This window comes from Roseobacter fucihabitans (genome assembly GCF_014337925.2).
GTDB classification, from domain to species: Bacteria; Pseudomonadota; Alphaproteobacteria; order Rhodobacterales; family Rhodobacteraceae; genus Roseobacter; species Roseobacter fucihabitans.
In genome coordinates this window covers 1,975,063-1,991,999 of sequence record NZ_CP143423.1, presented here as the reverse complement: position 1 = coordinate 1,991,999, position 16,937 = coordinate 1,975,063, and the positions used below count along the sequence as shown (strand labels likewise).

The 16,937-nt window shown below is 56.2% G+C and carries 14 protein-coding genes and 2 pseudogenes; 9 read left to right on the top strand and 7 right to left on the bottom strand.

Annotated elements, in window-relative coordinates; genetic code table 11:
- Positions 1 to 197: 197 nt before the first annotated feature.
- Together tkt and ROLI_RS09665 are read left to right on the top strand one after the other, a co-directional pair.
- A complete protein-coding gene (tkt, locus tag ROLI_RS09670; RefSeq protein WP_187430401.1) occupies positions 198 to 2,216 on the top strand; it encodes a transketolase in 2,019 nt (672 codons plus the stop codon).
- Between the two features lie 414 nt (positions 2,217 to 2,630).
- Complete coding sequence (locus ROLI_RS09665; protein WP_187430400.1) at positions 2,631 to 3,017, top strand: cytochrome c; 387 nt, start codon at positions 2,631 to 2,633, stop codon at positions 3,015 to 3,017.
- 10 nt (positions 3,018 to 3,027) lie between these two features.
- Here the strand turns inward: ROLI_RS09665 and choV are convergent, their stop codons facing one another.
- The 4 genes from choV to ROLI_RS09645 all read right to left on the bottom strand — a co-directional run bounded on the left by choV (position 3,028) and on the right by ROLI_RS09645 (position 9,225).
- Positions 3,028 to 4,059 (bottom strand): choline ABC transporter ATP-binding protein, encoded by a 1,032-nt coding sequence (gene choV / locus ROLI_RS09660; RefSeq protein WP_187430399.1) that lies wholly within the window; start codon positions 4,057 to 4,059, stop codon positions 3,028 to 3,030.
- Positions 4,056 to 4,889, bottom strand: coding sequence for a choline ABC transporter permease subunit (choW, locus tag ROLI_RS09655; RefSeq protein ID WP_187430398.1), 834 nt, complete (start codon positions 4,887 to 4,889; stop codon positions 4,056 to 4,058). Before choW ends, choV begins: the two co-directional genes overlap by 4 nt.
- Positions 4,890 to 4,951: 62 nt before the next feature.
- Entirely contained in the window at positions 4,952 to 5,881 is a 930-nt protein-coding gene (locus tag ROLI_RS09650; RefSeq protein WP_187430397.1) for a choline ABC transporter substrate-binding protein, read from the bottom strand.
- A gap of 107 nt (positions 5,882 to 5,988) precedes the next feature.
- Positions 5,989 to 9,225: a chemotaxis protein CheB gene (locus ROLI_RS09645; protein ID WP_187430396.1), complete on the bottom strand. Its 3,237-nt coding sequence runs from the start codon at positions 9,223 to 9,225 to the stop codon at positions 5,989 to 5,991.
- 202 nt (positions 9,226 to 9,427) lie between these two features.
- On the opposite strand from ROLI_RS09645, the gene ROLI_RS09640 reads away from it, so the two are divergent.
- The 3 genes and pseudogenes from ROLI_RS09640 to ROLI_RS09630 all read left to right on the top strand — a co-directional run.
- Positions 9,428 to 10,147, top strand: coding sequence for a hypothetical protein (locus ROLI_RS09640; RefSeq protein WP_262386526.1), 720 nt, complete (start codon positions 9,428 to 9,430; stop codon positions 10,145 to 10,147).
- 77 nt (positions 10,148 to 10,224) lie between these two features.
- Positions 10,225 to 11,208 carry an aldose epimerase family protein gene (locus ROLI_RS09635; protein WP_187430395.1) on the top strand — a complete coding sequence of 328 codons (984 nt, stop codon included), beginning with the start codon at positions 10,225 to 10,227 and terminating at the stop codon, positions 11,206 to 11,208.
- 216 nt (positions 11,209 to 11,424) lie between these two features.
- A pseudogene (locus ROLI_RS09630) lies at positions 11,425 to 11,562 on the top strand (TfoX/Sxy family DNA transformation protein); the annotation flags it as partial.
- Position 11,563: 1 nt separating this feature from the next.
- On the opposite strand, the pseudogene ROLI_RS09625 reads toward ROLI_RS09630, so the two are convergent.
- Positions 11,564 to 11,869 (bottom strand): annotated as a pseudogene (locus ROLI_RS09625) (transposase); the annotation flags it as partial.
- A gap of 95 nt (positions 11,870 to 11,964) precedes the next feature.
- On the opposite strand from ROLI_RS09625, the gene ROLI_RS09620 reads away from it, so the two are divergent.
- Entirely contained in the window at positions 11,965 to 12,252 is a 288-nt protein-coding gene (locus ROLI_RS09620; RefSeq protein WP_187430394.1) for a DUF6471 domain-containing protein, read from the top strand.
- A 2-nt stretch (positions 12,253 to 12,254) separates the two neighbouring features.
- Here ROLI_RS09620 and ROLI_RS09615 read toward each other — a convergent pair whose 3' ends face one another.
- On the bottom strand, positions 12,255 to 12,497 hold the full coding sequence (locus tag ROLI_RS09615; protein WP_187430393.1) for a hypothetical protein: 243 nt from the start codon (positions 12,495 to 12,497) through the stop codon (positions 12,255 to 12,257).
- Between ROLI_RS09615 and ROLI_RS09610 the strand changes: the two genes are divergently transcribed.
- Complete coding sequence (locus tag ROLI_RS09610; RefSeq protein WP_187430392.1) at positions 12,496 to 13,194, top strand: hypothetical protein; 699 nt, start codon at positions 12,496 to 12,498, stop codon at positions 13,192 to 13,194. The two genes, ROLI_RS09615 and ROLI_RS09610, sit on opposite strands and share 2 nt — an antisense overlap.
- Positions 13,195 to 13,664: 470 nt before the next feature.
- On the opposite strand, the gene ndk is transcribed toward ROLI_RS09610, so the two are convergent.
- Positions 13,665 to 14,087: a nucleoside-diphosphate kinase gene (gene ndk / locus ROLI_RS09605; RefSeq protein ID WP_187430391.1), complete on the bottom strand. Its 423-nt coding sequence runs from the start codon at positions 14,085 to 14,087 to the stop codon at positions 13,665 to 13,667.
- A 266-nt stretch (positions 14,088 to 14,353) separates the two neighbouring features.
- Here ndk and ROLI_RS09600 point away from each other — a divergent pair, with 266 nt between their 5' ends.
- Positions 14,354 to 16,213 (top strand): ABC-F family ATP-binding cassette domain-containing protein, encoded by a 1,860-nt coding sequence (locus tag ROLI_RS09600; RefSeq protein WP_187430390.1) that lies wholly within the window; start codon positions 14,354 to 14,356, stop codon positions 16,211 to 16,213.
- Between the two features lie 59 nt (positions 16,214 to 16,272).
- The gene (locus ROLI_RS09595; protein WP_187430389.1) at positions 16,273 to 16,905 is read left to right on the top strand and encodes a MarC family protein; all 633 of its coding nucleotides are present in this window, start codon (positions 16,273 to 16,275) and stop codon (positions 16,903 to 16,905) included.
- The last annotated feature ends 32 nt before the right edge of the window (positions 16,906 to 16,937 follow it).

Sequence of the window (16,937 nt, the reverse complement as noted above, 5' to 3'; positions counted from 1 at the left end):
GCGATTCCGCGCCCCTCACAAACACGCCTTTCTTTATGATCAATTGCTTGCCGGGGACTCTTGAAGTCGCTGTATGATCAAAGCCCTTCCCCGGCTCTTGATCTTTGCGAGGTGGCTGTTATGCAACGCGCAAACGCTGGCGTTCGTGTCAAAAACCCCGCTCCGGGGGCGTCTCAAACGACAAAGGATTCTACCCCGTGGATTTAAAAGCCCTTGCTGCCGCCAACCCCGATCATTGGTCAAAGGCCACGGCCATTCGCGCCCTGACTCTGGATGCGGTCGCCGCCGCCAATTCGGGCCATTCTGGTATGCCGATGGGCATGGCGGATGTGGCGACAGTGCTGTTTGAAAAACACCTCAAATTTGATCCGACACAGCCCAATTGGCCGGACCGGGATCGCTTTATCCTATCGGCGGGACACGGCTCCATGCTGCTCTATGCGCTGCTGCACCTGACGGGCTATGCGGATATGACACTGGAGGAGATCAAGAATTTCCGCCAATGGGGATCGCGCACCGCAGGGCATCCGGAATATGGGCACGCCTCAGGCATTGAAACCACGACCGGCCCGCTGGGTCAGGGCATCGCCAATTCGGTGGGTTTCGCCATGGCCGAAGAAATCCAGCGTGCGCAATACGGCAAGAAGGTCGTGGATCACTATACCTATGTGATCGCGGGGGATGGTTGCCTGATGGAAGGTGTCAGCCAGGAGGCCATCACGCTGGCCGGGCGCCACCAATTGAGCAAATTGATCGTGCTCTGGGACAATAACGATATCACCATCGATGGCCCCGTGTCGCTGTCGGATCGCACGGATCAGATCGGACGCTTCAAATCCGCCGGTTGGGACGTGCTGGAAACTGACGGGCATGACCCGGTCGCGATTGATGCCGCCCTGAGCCAGGCCAAGACGGGTAAAAAACCCACGATGATTGCGTGCAAAACCCACATCGCTTTGGGCCACGCGGCACAGGACACGTCCAAGGGTCACGGGGCTCTGACGGATGCCGATCAGATGGCGGCGGCCAAGGAGGCATATGGTTGGAAAACCGGACCGTTTGAGGTGCCCGCAGATGTCAAAGCCGCCTGGGAAGCCATTGGCGCGCGCGGTGCAGACGTCCGGCGCGCGTGGGAAGAACGTTTCGACGCCCTGCCCCGCGCCAAGCGCGAGACCTTCAACCGCGCCTATGCGCTTGAGGCCCCCAAGAAGCTGAGCGCGGTGATCAAGGCGTTCAAAAAACAAATGTCGGAAGCCGCACCCAAGCTTGCCACCCGTGCAAGCTCCGAAAAGGTGCTCGAAGTCATCAACCCGGTAATGCCCGAAACCATTGGCGGCTCTGCGGATCTGACGGGCTCCAACAATACCAAAACCAGCGATCTGGGTGTTTTCGACGTTGATAGCCGCGCCGGGCGTTATGTGTATTGGGGCATTCGCGAGCATGGCATGGCGGCGGCGATGAACGGCATGGCGCTGCATGGCGGTTTGCGCCCTTACGGCGGGACATTCATGTGTTTCACCGATTACGCGCGCCCGGCAATGCGCCTGTCGGCCTTGATGAAAATCCCGACCGTCTATGTGATGACGCATGACAGCATCGGTCTGGGTGAGGATGGCCCGACGCATCAACCGGTTGAACACCTCGCCATCAGCCGCGCGACACCCAACACCCATGTGTTCCGCCCCGCCGATACCATCGAGACGGCAGAGGCCTGGGAATTGGCGCTGACGTCCAAACAGACACCCTCCGTTTTGTCACTGACGCGGCAGGGGCTCAAGACGCTGCGCACCGAGCATAAGACCAAGAATATGGTGGCACAGGGGGCCTATGTGCTGGCGGATGCCGACGGAAAACGACAGGCGATCCTGTTGGCGACGGGTTCTGAGGTCGAGATCGCAATGGCCGCGCGCGATATTTTGCAGGCGGATGGGATCGGGACGCGCGTCGTGTCCATGCCGTGTTGGGAGCTTTTTGAGGAACAGGACGAAGCCTACCGCAAACGCGTTCTGCCCGGTGGACCGGTGCGCGTGGCGGTTGAGGCGGGTATTCGCTTTGGCTGGGACCGCTGGCTGTTCGGGGAGCGCGGCAAGCGTGAGAAATCCGGATTTATCGGCATGCATGATTTCGGTGCATCCGCCCCTGCCAGCACGCTTTACGAAGAGTTTGGCATTACCGCCGAAGCGGTCGCCCAGAAGGTCAAATCCCTGATTAAGTGAGGCTTTTAAGCGCCGGATCGATGGCTTCAAAAAACCGCGCCGTAGCAGGCGGCGCGGGAGGATGAAGCGCATTGATTGCGCGCAATCTTGAAAAGCGCGTCCTATCGAAAGCGAACCGCTGACATTGGCCTGGCGCTCGGGCTCTCCACCCGATGCGCTAATGCCGCAGCCACATGCTCGCCACTCAGCGCAGCCGATTGAGCCGCCCAAACGGTCCGGGTTGTCGAAAGCGCGGTTTGATTTGCGTGCGCAACGCCTCTTATTCATACCCGTTGATTGACGGTGTCATAACGCGCCGAGCGGTCCTAAAAAGCATTATCTTTCGCCATCACGGTGCGACGTGGCTTGATGCAGGTCAACGCCGCTCTGAAAAGACAGTGCTAGGGTTAAGCGGATCAGCAAAAGGAGAGGACAATGCGATTTATTGCGACCATTTTGGTGTTCTTGAGCAGCGTAGCGCATGCGCAGGATGTCACAGAGGGTGAAAAACTCTATGATTTGCATTGCGCGGCCTGTCACGGGGCGCAGGCCGAGGGGAACGGACCGATGGCACCTGTTCTCTTGGTGCAGCCTGCGAATCTCACACAGCTTTCGGCGAGGGCGGACGGGCAATTTCCCATTTACCGCGTCATCAAGCGCATTGATGGGCGCGACCCTTTGGTCAGCCACGGCAGCGATATGCCCGTTTACGGGTGGTTTTTTGAGGGTCAGGGCGTTGCGATCGCCACCGAAACAGGCCAACCGATCATGACAAGCCAACCCATCGCCGATCTGCTCGCATACCTTCAAAGCCTGCAGTAGTCGCGCGCCCTCAGGCCTTGTCGCGCGGATCCAACAGCCGCGCGATCACGCCGCGCCTGGTAATTTGCCCGATCACGGTGCCGTCTTTCTCCACACCGAGCGGGCTGTCGGTTTGCAGCAGCCTGCGCATCACCGTCTCGACATCGCTATCGGCAGGGACGCTATCGGCCGGGACGCTATCCACCGGCTCCATCACGTCGGCCGCATTCAGCACGCCAAGCGGGTTCATATGCGCGACGAAATCGGCAACGTACTCATTCACCGGATTTGAGAAAATCTCCTGCGGCGTGCCGCATTGCACGATGCGACCCCCTTCCATGATGGCGATCCGGTCGCCCAGCTTAAAGGCCTCATCCAGATCGTGGCTGACGAAGATGATCGTGCGTTTCAGATCCCCTTGCAGCTCGAGCAATTCATCCTGAAGGCGGGTTCTGATCAAGGGGTCGAGCGCGGAAAACGGCTCGTCCATCAGAAGGATCGGCGCATCCGTCGCAAAGGCACGCGCAAGGCCGACGCGCTGCTGCATACCTCCCGACAATTCCCCGACCTTGCGATCTGACCAATCGCTCAGACCAACGCGTTCGAGCTGTTGATTGGCGCGCCTTATGCGCTCCGATTTGGGCACATCCGCCAGTTCCAGCCCCAAAGCCACGTTTTCACGCACCGTGCGCCAGGGCAGCAGGCCAAATTGCTGAAACACCATCGATACACATTCACGGCGCACGCGGCGCAAATCCTGCGCAGAACTTTGGGTCACATCACAGGACCATTCGCCGTCAAAGACGCGTACCGCACCGCGCACAACCGGGTTCAACCCATTGACCGCGCGCAACAAAGTGGATTTTCCAGACCCCGATAGCCCCATCAGAACCAGGATTTCACCCGCTGGGACGGTCAGCGAGCAATCGTGCACGCCCAGCACCTGATTGGTGGCATGCTGCACCTCGGCGCGGGTTTTCATCGCATCCATTTCGGGCAAAGCCTTGGCAGGCGCATCCCCAAAAACAATCGACACATTATCAAATTCCACAGCGCTTGTCATTTGCGATCCACGCGCAGCATTCGATCCAGCATGATCGCAACCACGACGATGATGAAACCGCTTTCAAACCCGAGCGCCGTGTTGACTTGATTGAGCGCCCGCACGACCGGCACGCCCAACCCATCCGCCCCGACAAGGGCGGCAATGACCACCATGGAGAGCGACAACATGATCGTCTGGTTCAGACCGGCCATGATTTGCGGCAGCGCATAGGGCAGTTCGACCTTCCAGAGTTTTTGCATCGGCGTGGCCCCAAAGGCATCCGCGGCCTCCAACAGCGGTTTGGGGGTCGAGCTGATCCCCAAATGGGTCAGGCGGATCGGGGCCGGCACCACAAAGATCACGGTCGCAATCAGGCCCGGCACCATGCCGATCCCGAAAAACACAATCGCCGGAATGAGATAGACAAAGGTCGGCAGGGTCTGCATCAAATCAAGCACAGGGCGCATTGCCTGAAACAAGCGCGGGCGATGCGCGGCGGCAATCCCGATGGGCACCCCCACGGCCATGCAAACGACGCAGGCCGATAGCACAAGCGTGATACTCTCCGTCATCTCCTCCCAATAGTCTTGGTTGAGGATGAACAAAAAGCCGAAGGTCACGAAGAGGCAAACCTTCCAGCTGCGCTGCATGAACCACGTTACCCCGGCAAAAGCGGCAATGATCACAAAGGGATGCGGTGTCTGCAAAATCCAGAGGATCAGGTCGATCATGCCCTCCATGAACTCGGCCAACCCATCGAAAAACCACTCACCGTTGGTTTGCAGCCAGTCAAAGAACGCCGCCGCCCACTGGCCCACGGGTATCTTGTTTTCCGTCAGCCAGTTCATGCCGCCCCTTCCCCGGATGCACGCCGCCCCCAAAGGAGGCGGGCGCGACAGTATTGATTGGATTACTTCAACAGGACTTTGGCGGCGGCCTCAAAGGCATCATCGTCGCCTTCGACATCTTTGACGCCGGCGAGCCAGGTCTTGAGCGCATCAGGGTTATTCTCGATCCACAAAGCCGCAGCTTCGGCAGGATTCGTCCCGTCATTCAAAATCGCACCCATGATTTCGTTTTCCATGGCGAGGGTAAACTCAAGGTTTGCCAGCAGCTTGCCAACATTGGGACATTCCGCGGAATATCCCTTGCGCGTGTTGGTAAAGACCGAGGCCCCGCCTAGGTTCGGGCCGAAGAAATCATCGCCCCCGGTCAGATATCCCATATCGAAATTCGCATTCATCGGATGCGGTTCCCAGCCCAGGAAGACGATGGGCTCGTCCTTTTTGGTGAGCCTTTCGACCTGCGCCAGCATCCCCTGCTCCGAACTCTCCTTGACCTCAAATTCTTTGAGACCAAAGGCATCCGCGTCAATCATCGACTGGATCAGCCGGTTGCCATCATTGCCAGGTTCAATGCCGTATATCTGCTCATCCAGGGCCTCAGCATGGGCTGCAATATCGGAAAAACCCTTGATGCCGAGGTCTTTGGCCGCCTTGTTCACGGCCAATGTGTATTTTGCGCCGCTCAGGTTTTCGCGCAGGGTTTCCACCGTTCCGGCCTCGCGGTAGGGCGCGATATCGGCTTCCATCGTCGGCATCCAATTGCCCAGAAATACGTCGATATCGCCCTGTGCCATGGACGTATAGGTAACCGGAACCGAGAGGACTTTGATGTCTGTATCATAGCCCAAAGCTTCCAGAATCACCGTCGCCACCGCCGTGGTGGCGGTAATATCGGTCCAACCCACGTCAGAGAATACAACCTCGTTGCATTGTGCGCTGGCCATTCCGGCCGATCCCATCAAGGCAAGTGCTGTCACTGTTGATTTGAAATTCATGTTCATTCTCCCCATCGGTTTTGCCTTATCAATGCGCCCCGCACACCAAAGCGTCAAGGCGAAAGCCAAAATTTCCGGCCGATCAGACGATAGGTCAATATGCGTTCTCAATCCTCTGGCATGGCGCGAAACACGCCGATGATACGCTTGATTTCACCATCCTGATCCGCACGCGCCAACCCAAAGGACTCGACTTTGACGGCCTCGCCCTGTCGGGTGATAATCCGACGGATGAAATGGAAATCACCACCCTTCTCCATGACGCGCGCAACTTCCTTTTCGACCGCTGCGCGATCTTCGGGGTGATAATAGTCAAGACCCTTGGAGAGATCAGGCGGTGGCCCGTCCGGGTCCTCGCCGTGGATGCGGTAGACCTCAGAGGACCAGTAAACCGATCTGTCATTCAAGTCGATCGCCCAAAACCCAACATGTGCCAAATTTTGCAACAAGGTAAGCTGTTCAAGCGCATCTTCCGCCTTGTCTCTGGCCATCACGACATCGGTGATATCGGTGCCAACAGAATAGATCGAAGACTCCTTTTGTGAGGGATCTGCGAATATGAAGTTTTCAGAACTCATCCAGCGCTTTTGACCGCTTTGCTGTTCGACAACAGCATTAACGTGCTGGAGCCGCCCGGATGTGTTCTCCATCAACAGCTTGTCGCGCTCCTTAACCGCATTTGCCACTTGTTTGCTCGCCAACTTGTAAAAGTTCTGACCTTCGGCCTCGCGGCGCGTTGTGCCAAGAAGATCGGCAGACTTCTGACTAATTCTCAGGATGGTCCCGTCCGTTGCCCGGTTCAGCATGAAAATTTCGGCATGATCCAGGATCATATCCAACTCCTGCGCAAGGCCGGGGAACTGGGATATGACCATGGTGGACCCCTTCATCTGGCCCCGCATGTCAAAGAAGGGCGAACACATCAGAGTGAACCGACCGCCTTTGGAAGTGAACTCACGCGAAATCGGTTCTCCAAGTTTCAGGGTTTCATTGCAAATCGGAGCCAGAGCGGGACAGTTTTCGGGCAAGACACATTGGCTGACATGCGGGTGTGCAATGGGGCGCGACAGGTTGAAAAGCTCGGCAGCGGCATTCGTGGCTTGGGTAATCTGCAACGCCGTATCAAGCACCATGATCGCAAGCGGTGCCGTTTCAAGCACGGACATCAATTCACCCGTCCGCCCGCTCAATTCTGCCGCAGTCACCTGCAGTTCTTCGTTGACGGTGATCAATTCCTCATTTGTCGATTGCAACTCTTCGTTGGAGGTTTCCAACTCCTCATTGGTGGCCTGCAACTCCTCATTGGTGGATTGCAACTCCTCATTCAGAGATTGCAATTCCTCGTTGGAAGTCTCCAACTCCTCGATGGTTTGCTGCAAGGCTTCACGCGTCGTGGCAACCTCGTCTTCCAACAAGCGAATGCGGTCGGTTTCAAAAGCGTCTTCGCCCGTAGTGTCCTGTCGCTCGAAAGCGCGGGCACGATCGACCTGTACTTCGCTGAAAACCACCAGTGCCGCGCGTTCGTTCAGATCGCGTGCGATGATCGGATAAACATCCAGACGAATTTCCGCATCATCATCCTCGGCCAGAAGATGGCGCACCCCGGAACGATGCTCTGCGTTCTTTAGCGCAAGGGTCACCAGACTGCGCGCTTCTTCACGAAACGGTCGGCGCAAAAGATCGATGTGCATCTTGAGGTTGCTGGTTTCGGTCATCTCGATATAGGAACTGACGTTGCCATAAATCCGAACGATCGAATATTCGTTTGTAACCAGAACCGAATTTTTGCCCAGGGCCAGCGCCAGGGCTTCGAACATCTGACGATCGGTAGAATCGCCAGCGGGGCTGCCGGAGGACGGTGCGGGAATTCTGCGCGACTGCGGCAGGTTTCGCGGATTGGCAAAGGGCGTTTGCTCGGAGCGCCGGATTGAGCGGCGCCGATAGATATGAGCGGATTGGCTGTCCTGAATGAAAAGTTCGTCAGAACCGGCAACGGTTTCAGCCGTGCCCAAAAACATCAGGGAGTTGTCTGTGAGCGCATAGTGAAAGCGTGACATGACCTTATGTTGAAGCGCATTCCCGAAATAAATCAGCAGGTTACGGCAACAGAGCAAGTCCACCTTCTGAAACGGCGGATCCTGACAGACATTGTGATCCGAAAACAAGATCGCGGAACGCAGGGAGTCGATCACCCTGATTCCGTCATTTTGCTGGATGAAATACCGGTCCGCAAGATCGCGCGGAATATCGTTGAGCGCGGCCATGCCATAGACACCTTTGCGGGCCACTTCCAAAGCGTCCTTGTCGATATCCGTGGCAAAAATCTGCACATGGTCTTTTAGGTTCACCTTTGCGCCGCCTAGAGCTTCGGACAGTAAAATCGCGATGGAATAGGCCTCTTCACCGGTCGCGCAGCCGGCGATCCAGACCCGAAAAGGGGCCGTGCTCTGCTTGTTCAAAAGCGAAGGCAAAAGTTCCCGAAGGGTTTGGAACTCGTTTTTATCGCGGAAAAACCGCGTAACTGAAATCAGCAGATCCTTGAACAACGCATCCACAGCGTTTGGATTGACGCGGCAAAATTGCGTGTATTCCTCATGGCTATCGATACCCAGAGCGATCATGCGCCGTTCTATGCGCCGGTTGATGGTGGTTTGCTTGTATTCTCTGAAATCCACGCGGGTGCGGGCCAACAGGATTTGCAACAGATCAGATGAAGGGCCTTGTTCGCTTGTTTCCTGGCGGAAGGCATCAAAATCGCGTGGCGAGGTCAGTATTTTCTGAAGATGGGTGCCGATCTCAAAGGGGCGCAACACCAAATCGACGCAGCCGGTTTGCATCGCCGCCATTGGCATGCCGTCGTATTTCGCGCTCTCGGTGTCCTGTGCGATTGTAATGCCGCCCGCTTCACGGATCGCCTGGACCCCATAAGCTCCATCTGTACCCGTGCCCGACAGGATAATCGCCATTGATTTCTCGCCATGCTCATCGGCAAGGCTGGATAGAAACCGATCTACCGAAGGTTTGGGAGTGGCGACTTCGTGGCTCGGATCGACAAGACACAGCTTGCCGGCATCATAGACAACATCCGTCTTGGGGGGCGTCACATAGATGACGTTAGGCTCAGGCCTGCATCCATCTTTGACATCACGCACTGCAAGACTTGTCTGGCGCGCAACCAGTTCCGTCATAAGGCTTTTATGATGCGGTGACATATGTTGCACGACAACATAGGCCACCTGTAAATCGGTGGGTAGCGTCGCGACCAATTCGCGGATGGCTTCAAGCCCGCCCGCAGATGAACCGATACCGATAATCGTTAAGTCCGCTGTGTCTGCCCCATCCAAAAGCCCGCTCCCCCAACCGTTTCAATTCCAAATAGTAAATGACCACCATGGCCCAACTAAAATCTGAATTAAGCAACTCATAGTTGCAATTTATCAACCTAATCAAGATATATTCAACCAAAAGATACGCGATCCTCAAGTGTTGCGCGCACATAACGCAACAGGCACCGTACGGTCCATTTACCTTTGGCAGGGAATTTTCATGCAGTCTGTCAGCATAGATCAATATGCTTGGACGAATGAAATGGTTAACCGAAATGCAGTCATGCCAGTCCCGTCGGATTTGAGCGAACGTATTTTAACGCTGAACCTTGCATTAGGCGAGGACCGAACCATCACATTGCGGTCCTGTGAGGTGCTGGGCCGCGGCTTTCGCAATCGCGTATCCTTTCAGGAGCGAAGCGACATCGATGCTATTCTCGTCGCACGCCTGGCTCATTCGGTTCGCAAGTGTCTGTTGTCACTCACGGATGGCAAGCAGGTTCTGGCCATGCCCGAATTCCTGGTGGAACTGCCCGGCCTCGTTCTTTCGGGCGTGCATGTTCTGGTAATGGAACTGAAGGACGGCGTACGAAACGCGATTTTCAGGGTCAAGGAGTTCATGGGCTCTCTGAACAACGCGTTCCATCAGGACATCGGTTTTCAGGAACCCTACTCTGATCACGCTGAACGGCTGGCAACGAATGTCCTGGCTGATATCTGCATGCCGTTGCTGAACATGTGCCGGGAAATGGAATTTTCCCAAATCGACACGCGCGATCACCTGCCAACAGGGTTTGCCGAACGCGCAAGGGAGTTTGAATTTCAGACCGAATTGCTCAAACGCTTCATCTACAATGCCGGGACCGGTCATGCGCAGGCGACGCAGGTTTATCTGGAACCTGAATACCAATCGCAGCCCTTGAAGATTGCGCCGTCCTAAAAGCTGCAGCTAAAGCTTGGCGGTCGCGATTTTTAGTGTCACAAACCAACGCGCCATGATGCTGGAGGGTGATGCCCATGATAGTCTTGGAGTCTGCCGATCTGACCGCACATATCCTGGCGCGCGGTGCAACACTGGCAGGGCTTTGGCTCAGGGGACATCCACGCAGTCTGGTTCTGGGGTTTGCCGATCCGTTTTCTTTTGAGGCCGCTGCCTTTTATGCAGGCGCGATCGTCGGTCCGGTTGCCAACCGCATATCGCGCGGGCAGGTGCACATTGATGACAAGCTGTTCCAGATGCCTTTGAATGAAGGTGTGAACTGCCTGCACAGCGGTGATGAGGGGTTGAATACGCTGGAATGGGAGGTCTGCGAGCAGACCGATGTGGCGGTAACCCTTGCGGTTGAACTGGCCGATTACGCGATGGGATTGCCGGGAACGCGGCGGGTTTGTGTCACTTACGCGCTTGAGCAGGACAGCACCCTGAGCGTGAAAATCACCGCAAGCAGCGATTTTGATACGGTCGTGAATATTGCACATCATCCCTATTGGACGCTTGATAACGGTGCGGATATACGACACCACAGGCTCCGGGTCGATGCCGCGCATTACCTTCCGGTGAATGACCGGAATTTGCCCACAGGACAAATCCTTTCTGTTGCCGGGTCGCAGTATGATTTTCGGACGGATCGCGCCGTGCCTGTGGATCGCCCCCTGGATGCAAACCTGTGCCTGTCGCCCAGACGCCTGAACAACCCCAGGGATATCGCCACCCTCACCGGCACCGGCGGCATTTGCCTGCAGATCGCGACGACAGAACCCGGCCTTCAAATTTACAACGGGAGCGGTTTGCCAGCGGATGGTCCGCCCGCGCTGCCGGGCCAGACCATCGCGCCATTCTCCGGGATTGCACTGGAACCCCAAGGCTGGCCGGATGCCCCCAATAACCCCGGTTTTCCCTCGATCCTGCTGAAAGCTGGGGAGCAGTATCACCAGCAAACCCGCTACCGGATTGCCCGTGACGCGTTAGATCGCCCCGAAATTGCCACATCCATGTCTTGAACGGGCCATTTAAGCGCGTATATTGATATTCGTAATCAGTTGTTTTTGTTTCTAGTTTAAAGGTTGTAATCATGTCTCAGAACACACCAGTACCCGTGTCTGCGAAAGCCGCAGAACCCAAAAAAGAGCCCCAACAGCCCCCGATCACCGACTACGCCAGCATTTGAGCGATCAGACAGGTGACAAAAGGCCGTGCGGTTGGCTATTCCGGCGCGCATGAGCACGCCTGTATCATCCATTCGAAACCTTGGCCCAGCCTTTGAAACCGCATGCTCTGCGGCGGGCATACATTTGGCTGAAGAACCGCGTGCGCTTGGGGCTGATGCCGCCTATGCGCGCTTGTTGACCAGCGGGAACCCTTCGCGCCATTTATAAAGATTGCGATTGCCGCCAGAATGTCGCGTACCTGCAACTTGCGGCTGGCGAAGATCGTACCGGACGTGATGCTGAACTGCTTTGCGCAGCCCTTGCACTTGTATACCTGACGGGTCTTGAGGTCGTAATGATCAACGCAACCACACTCAGGGCAGATCGGCTCTCCTTCGGTTTCGGCCCAACGGATTTGACGAAACGCGGTGCGGGCTTCTTCCTCAGACATACGCATGACCTTCACAAGTGAAAGTGTTTTGGCGGCTGGGGAGAGGAGGAAGTGTTGAGACATGATGCTAACCTTATTTGGTTAGTCATATATGGCAGTGGACAGAACCCACGTCAACACTTATATTCACCATATTCGGTTATTAAAGAAGGTGCCGCATGAATACTATTGATCAGGCGCAACGACCAGCGCCGCCGAAACCCGTTGCGCGCAAGGCAAGCCCTGTAAACGCGGAGTACGAGGACAAGGCGAAGGATATGGTGCGCGAGGCCATGAAGGCTCAAGGCGTGACCGTAGACCAGCTTACAGAGCGCCTTAAGGCGATAGGCGTTGATATGAGTTCTGGCGGGGTGGCGAACAAGATAAGCCGTGGCGGGTTCAGTTCTGCGTTTCTGTTGCAGTGCATGGCTGCGCTCGACATAGAATTAGCGCCGAAAGATAAGTAGGGCTAGGCGGGGTTCAAACGTAATCCTGACAGCAGATTTGCAAGTTGAACCCCAGCTTCAAATGACGCAACCTTGCCGAGTATGTTTATGCCCTTGGAGCCGGGGGCTTCGGAAGTCTCGAAAACGAAAAAGCCGTCAAAGCCGAGGTGTTCAGCTTCGCATTCTATAATCGCTTGCCGCGAAAGGCTGGCAATATGAAGGGATTTTCCTTCGCCCAATTCTTTAGTTGATAGAAAGTCATCCATGGCAAAGCCTCCCAAGATTTCAGCAAATGAACTTGCCCGTTTTTTAGTGTCGAAGCCGACTACACAGATCAGCATTGTAAAGAACGCGAAGCACCCTCAGAAAGCACCGATCATAAGGTATAGTGACGCACGCAGGGCGATTGTCGAACTTCTTTGCGACATCGGACGCTCTAAATCACCACTTGTTGCCGCAGAGCAAATGTTGCTTCAAAGGTCAACAGACCCAGCAGAGGGTACGTTGCGTCAAGATGATGCGGTGAAATCCATAGAAGTGCTTCACTCACTGCTGGCGATGTCCAACCAGACAAGCGGCTTTCAATTCGTGTCCTCCCCTGCAAAACAGGCCAAGTTGTCGATTGGTGGCGTTGAGGTGTCCGTTTACGCGGATATGCTTGTGCATGGACAAGAAAAGGGGGTGGAGCAAATAGGTGCAGCAGTCCTCCGGATGACACAGGATGACACGGCAACAGATGCAGCTAAAGAGAAGCGGAAAAACATGGGGCTGTATGTCGCCACGCTCTTGCGCTTGCATGTCGATCAGAACATCTCAAGCAACCGCACTCCCTCAAATCGGCTTTGCATGTCAATCGACGTGCAGCATGGTGAGGCCTTCATGGCCCCCAAGGCCACAACTCAAAGAACCAAAGACATTACTGGCGCGTGTCAGTTTATCGCCGCTCTTTGGCCGACGCTCTAAATCAAGCAATACTCACCTTATTTGGTGAGTTTGCTCCATAATGCCGCAGTTCCAAGCAGCATTCATGTTCGGATATTTCTCGAACTTCCCATTCATTGAGGAGGCAAAGCCGGAAGCCGAACTTTGCTTCGTTCTGTGTGCAAATACTGGCGAAACCCATCACACACCCAGCAAGCCCATTTATAAGTTTAACGAGATGAAAGCCGTGTGCTCAGACATCGCAGAGAAGTGGGACAACATTAGCCCTCCCAAGAACGCCGTATTTTAAAATTCAAAGTGACCCACTACCAGAAAAAAGCGTTGCGTATACGGTTTGACGCGCTCAAATCTTCCTGTTTCGACAAAGACCGTGACGCCTTTGAGATCATGACGACCCGCATTGGCATCCGCCCGCAGCCCGTCTCGAAGTCAAAATAAAAGGGCCAGCCGCTGGCTGACCCCTTAAGATATCATATCGATGTGGGCGCGGTTCAGCCCACCAATTCCATTCCGGCAAAGAAATAGGCAATCTCTTCGGCGGCCGTTTCCGGCGCATCCGATCCATGTACGGAATTTTCGCCAACACTCTCGGCAAATTCCGCGCGGATTGTGCCCGGTGCGGCATCCGCAGGGTTCGTCGCACCCATGACTTCGCGGTTTTTGGCAATTGCACCTTCCCCTTCAAGCACCTGAACGATGACCGGCTCGGAGGCCATGAATTCGCACAGCTCGTCATAAAATGGACGTGCAGAGTGCACCGCGTAGAACACACCGGCCTGAGCCTTGGTCATATGGATGCGTTTTTGCGCGACAATTCGCAGACCTGCGTCTTCGAATTTGGCATTGATTTTGCCCGTCAGATTGCGGCGGGTCGCGTCGGGTTTGATGATCGAGAACGTGCGCTCAAGGGCCATGGAATATCTCCTGCAAGGGTTGATTTGCGGCGCGTCTAGCATGCTGCCCTGCAAGGGGAAAGGTCTTTGTGTGACGCGCTTGAGCGAAACATCAAAGGCCTGGGCGCACCCGCAAAACGCACGACAACCCCTGCGGGTATGGATGCCTTGGTCGCGCAGCATAAGGGCCACTCCCCATCCCGAACACATAGCACCGGGAACAGAATTGGTGCCATGATGGGCCGGATGCATTGACATGGCAGCAAGCGTGGTTCAGTGCAGCGGCCATGTTACGCATTTCAGATATCAGCTATTCCGTCGAAGGCCGTCCGCTTTTTGAAGGGGCCAGCGCCGTCATTCCCGATGGTCATAAAGTCGGGCTCGTGGGGCGCAATGGCGCAGGCAAAACCACGTTGTTTCGCATCATCCGGGGTGAATTGGGCCTGGATGGGGGTGCCTTGTCCCTGCCCAGCCGCGCCAAGATTGGCGGCGTGGCCCAGGAAGTGCCCTCCTCCGCCACCTCCCTGATCGACACAGTGCTTGAAGCGGACACCGAACGCGCGTCCCTGATGCAGGAGGCCGAAACCGCCACTGATCCCGCCCGCATTTCCGAAATTCAAACGCGATTGGCCGATATCGACGCCTGGTCTGCCGAGGCCCGCGCGGCCACGATCCTCAAGGGTCTCGGGTTTGATGACGCCGAACAGCAAATGCCCTGTTCCGATTTTTCGGGCGGCTGGCGAATGCGTGTGGCGCTGGCGGCGGTGCTTTTCGCGCAGCCCGATCTGTTGCTGCTTGATGAACCGACGAACTATCTGGATCTTGAGGGCGCGCTTTGGCTTGAGGCCTACCTCGCGCGCTATCCTCATACCGTGATCATCATCAGCCACGACCGCGGGTTGTTGAACCGGGCGGTCGGCGCGATCCTGCATCTGGAAGAACGCAAGCTGACGTTTTACCAAGGCCCCTATGACCAATTCGCCCGCCAACGCGCCGAACAGCGCGCGGTGCAAGCGGCCATGGCCAAAAAACAACAGGCCCGCAAGGACCACATGCAGGCTTTTGTGGATCGCTTCAAAGCCAAGGCGTCCAAGGCTAAACAGGCGCAATCCCGCCTCAAGATGATCGAGAAAATGGATATGATCGCCAGCCCCGAACAGGTGGCCAAGCGCGTCTTTACCTTTCCCGAACCCGAAGAGCTGTCCCCCCCGATCATTTCTATCGAGGGCGGCGCGGTTGGCTATACGGATACGCCTGTGCTGAGCCGGTTGAACCTGCGCATTGATCAGGACGACCGCATCGCGCTTTTGGGCAAGAACGGTCAGGGCAAATCGACCCTGTCCAAACTGCTCTCCAACCGCCTTGTGCTGATGAACGGCAAATCGGTGCAGTCAAATAAGCTGCGCATCGGTTTTTTCGCCCAGCATCAGGTCGATGAATTGCACATCAATGAAACGCCTTTGCAGCACATGATTTCCGCCCGTCCCGGCATTTTACACTCCAAACTGCGCGCGCAAATGGCCGGTTTTGGTCTTGGGCCGGATCAGGCGGAAACCGAAGTGGGGCGTCTTTCGGGCGGACAAAAAGCGCGGTTGTCGCTCTTGCTGGCCACGCTGCACGCCCCGCATCTGCTGATCCTGGATGAGCCGACTAACCACCTTGATATCGAATCGCGCGAGGCGCTGGTTGAGGCGCTGACCGCCTATTCCGGCGCGGTGATCCTTGTCAGTCATGACATGCATCTGTTGTCGATGGTCGCGGATCGCCTCTGGCTGGTGTCGGATGGAACCGTGAAACCATATGAGGATGATCTCGAAGCTTATCGCAAAATGTTGCTGGCACCCGCAAAGCCCGTGTCAAAAACCGGCAAGAAGCCGCAGGATGCGCCAAAGCCGAAACGCGCCAGCCGCGAGGACATTCTTTCGCTGAAATCCGAGACCCGCAAATCTGAGGCCCGCGTCGAAAAACTCAACGAGATGCGAGACAAGCTGGCCAAAAAGCTGGCCGACCCCGCGCTTTATGAGGATGGCAAGGCGGGTGAATTGGAGGTCTGGAACAAGAAATACGCCGAAGTCATGACCGCCCTTGAGCGTGCAGAGGGCATGTGGATGAGCGCGCTGGAAAAACTCGAAAAGGCGCAGGCATGATCGAAATTTACAATTCCGGTATCTATGCGCTGGTCTCGGCTTGGCCTATGGTCGGCTAAATGACAATCGACACCGCCTTTCTCATCACTTCATTTGTGACCATGTTGGTGGTCATCGACCCTATCGGTCTCGCGCCGCTCTTTGTGGCACTGACCCAGGGCATGACCCCCGCGCTCAGACGGCGCATTGCCCTGCGCGCAACCGGTACCGCGATCCTGATCCTGCTGGCCTTTGCCGCCTTCGGCGAGGCGCTGCTGTCTTTTATCGGTATCTCGATGGCGGCTTTCCGTGTGGCGGGCGGGGTTTTATTGTTCCTGACCGCGCTCGATATGCTCTTTGAACGCCGCACCAAACGCCGCGAAAATCAGAGCGAAGAAGAAGAGAGCGACGACCCATCCGTCTTCCCCCTTGCCATTCCGCTGATCGCGGGACCCGGCTCCATCGCGTCGGTGATCTTGCTGATGGGACAACGGCCCGGCGTTGAGGGCACGGTGATCGTCCTGGGTGCAACCGCTTGCGTGATGTTGATCGTGATGGCGTTTTTCCTGGCCAGCGGGTTGATTGAGCGGGCCTTGGGCAAAACCGGCATCACCGTGGTGACCCGGCTTCTGGGAATGCTGCTCGCCGCACTTTCGGTACAATTCGTGCTCGATGGGCTGAGCGCCTTTGGCTTCGGACCGGGTGCGGGCTGAAATCGCGCACCAAACCGCCTATATCAAGGTGA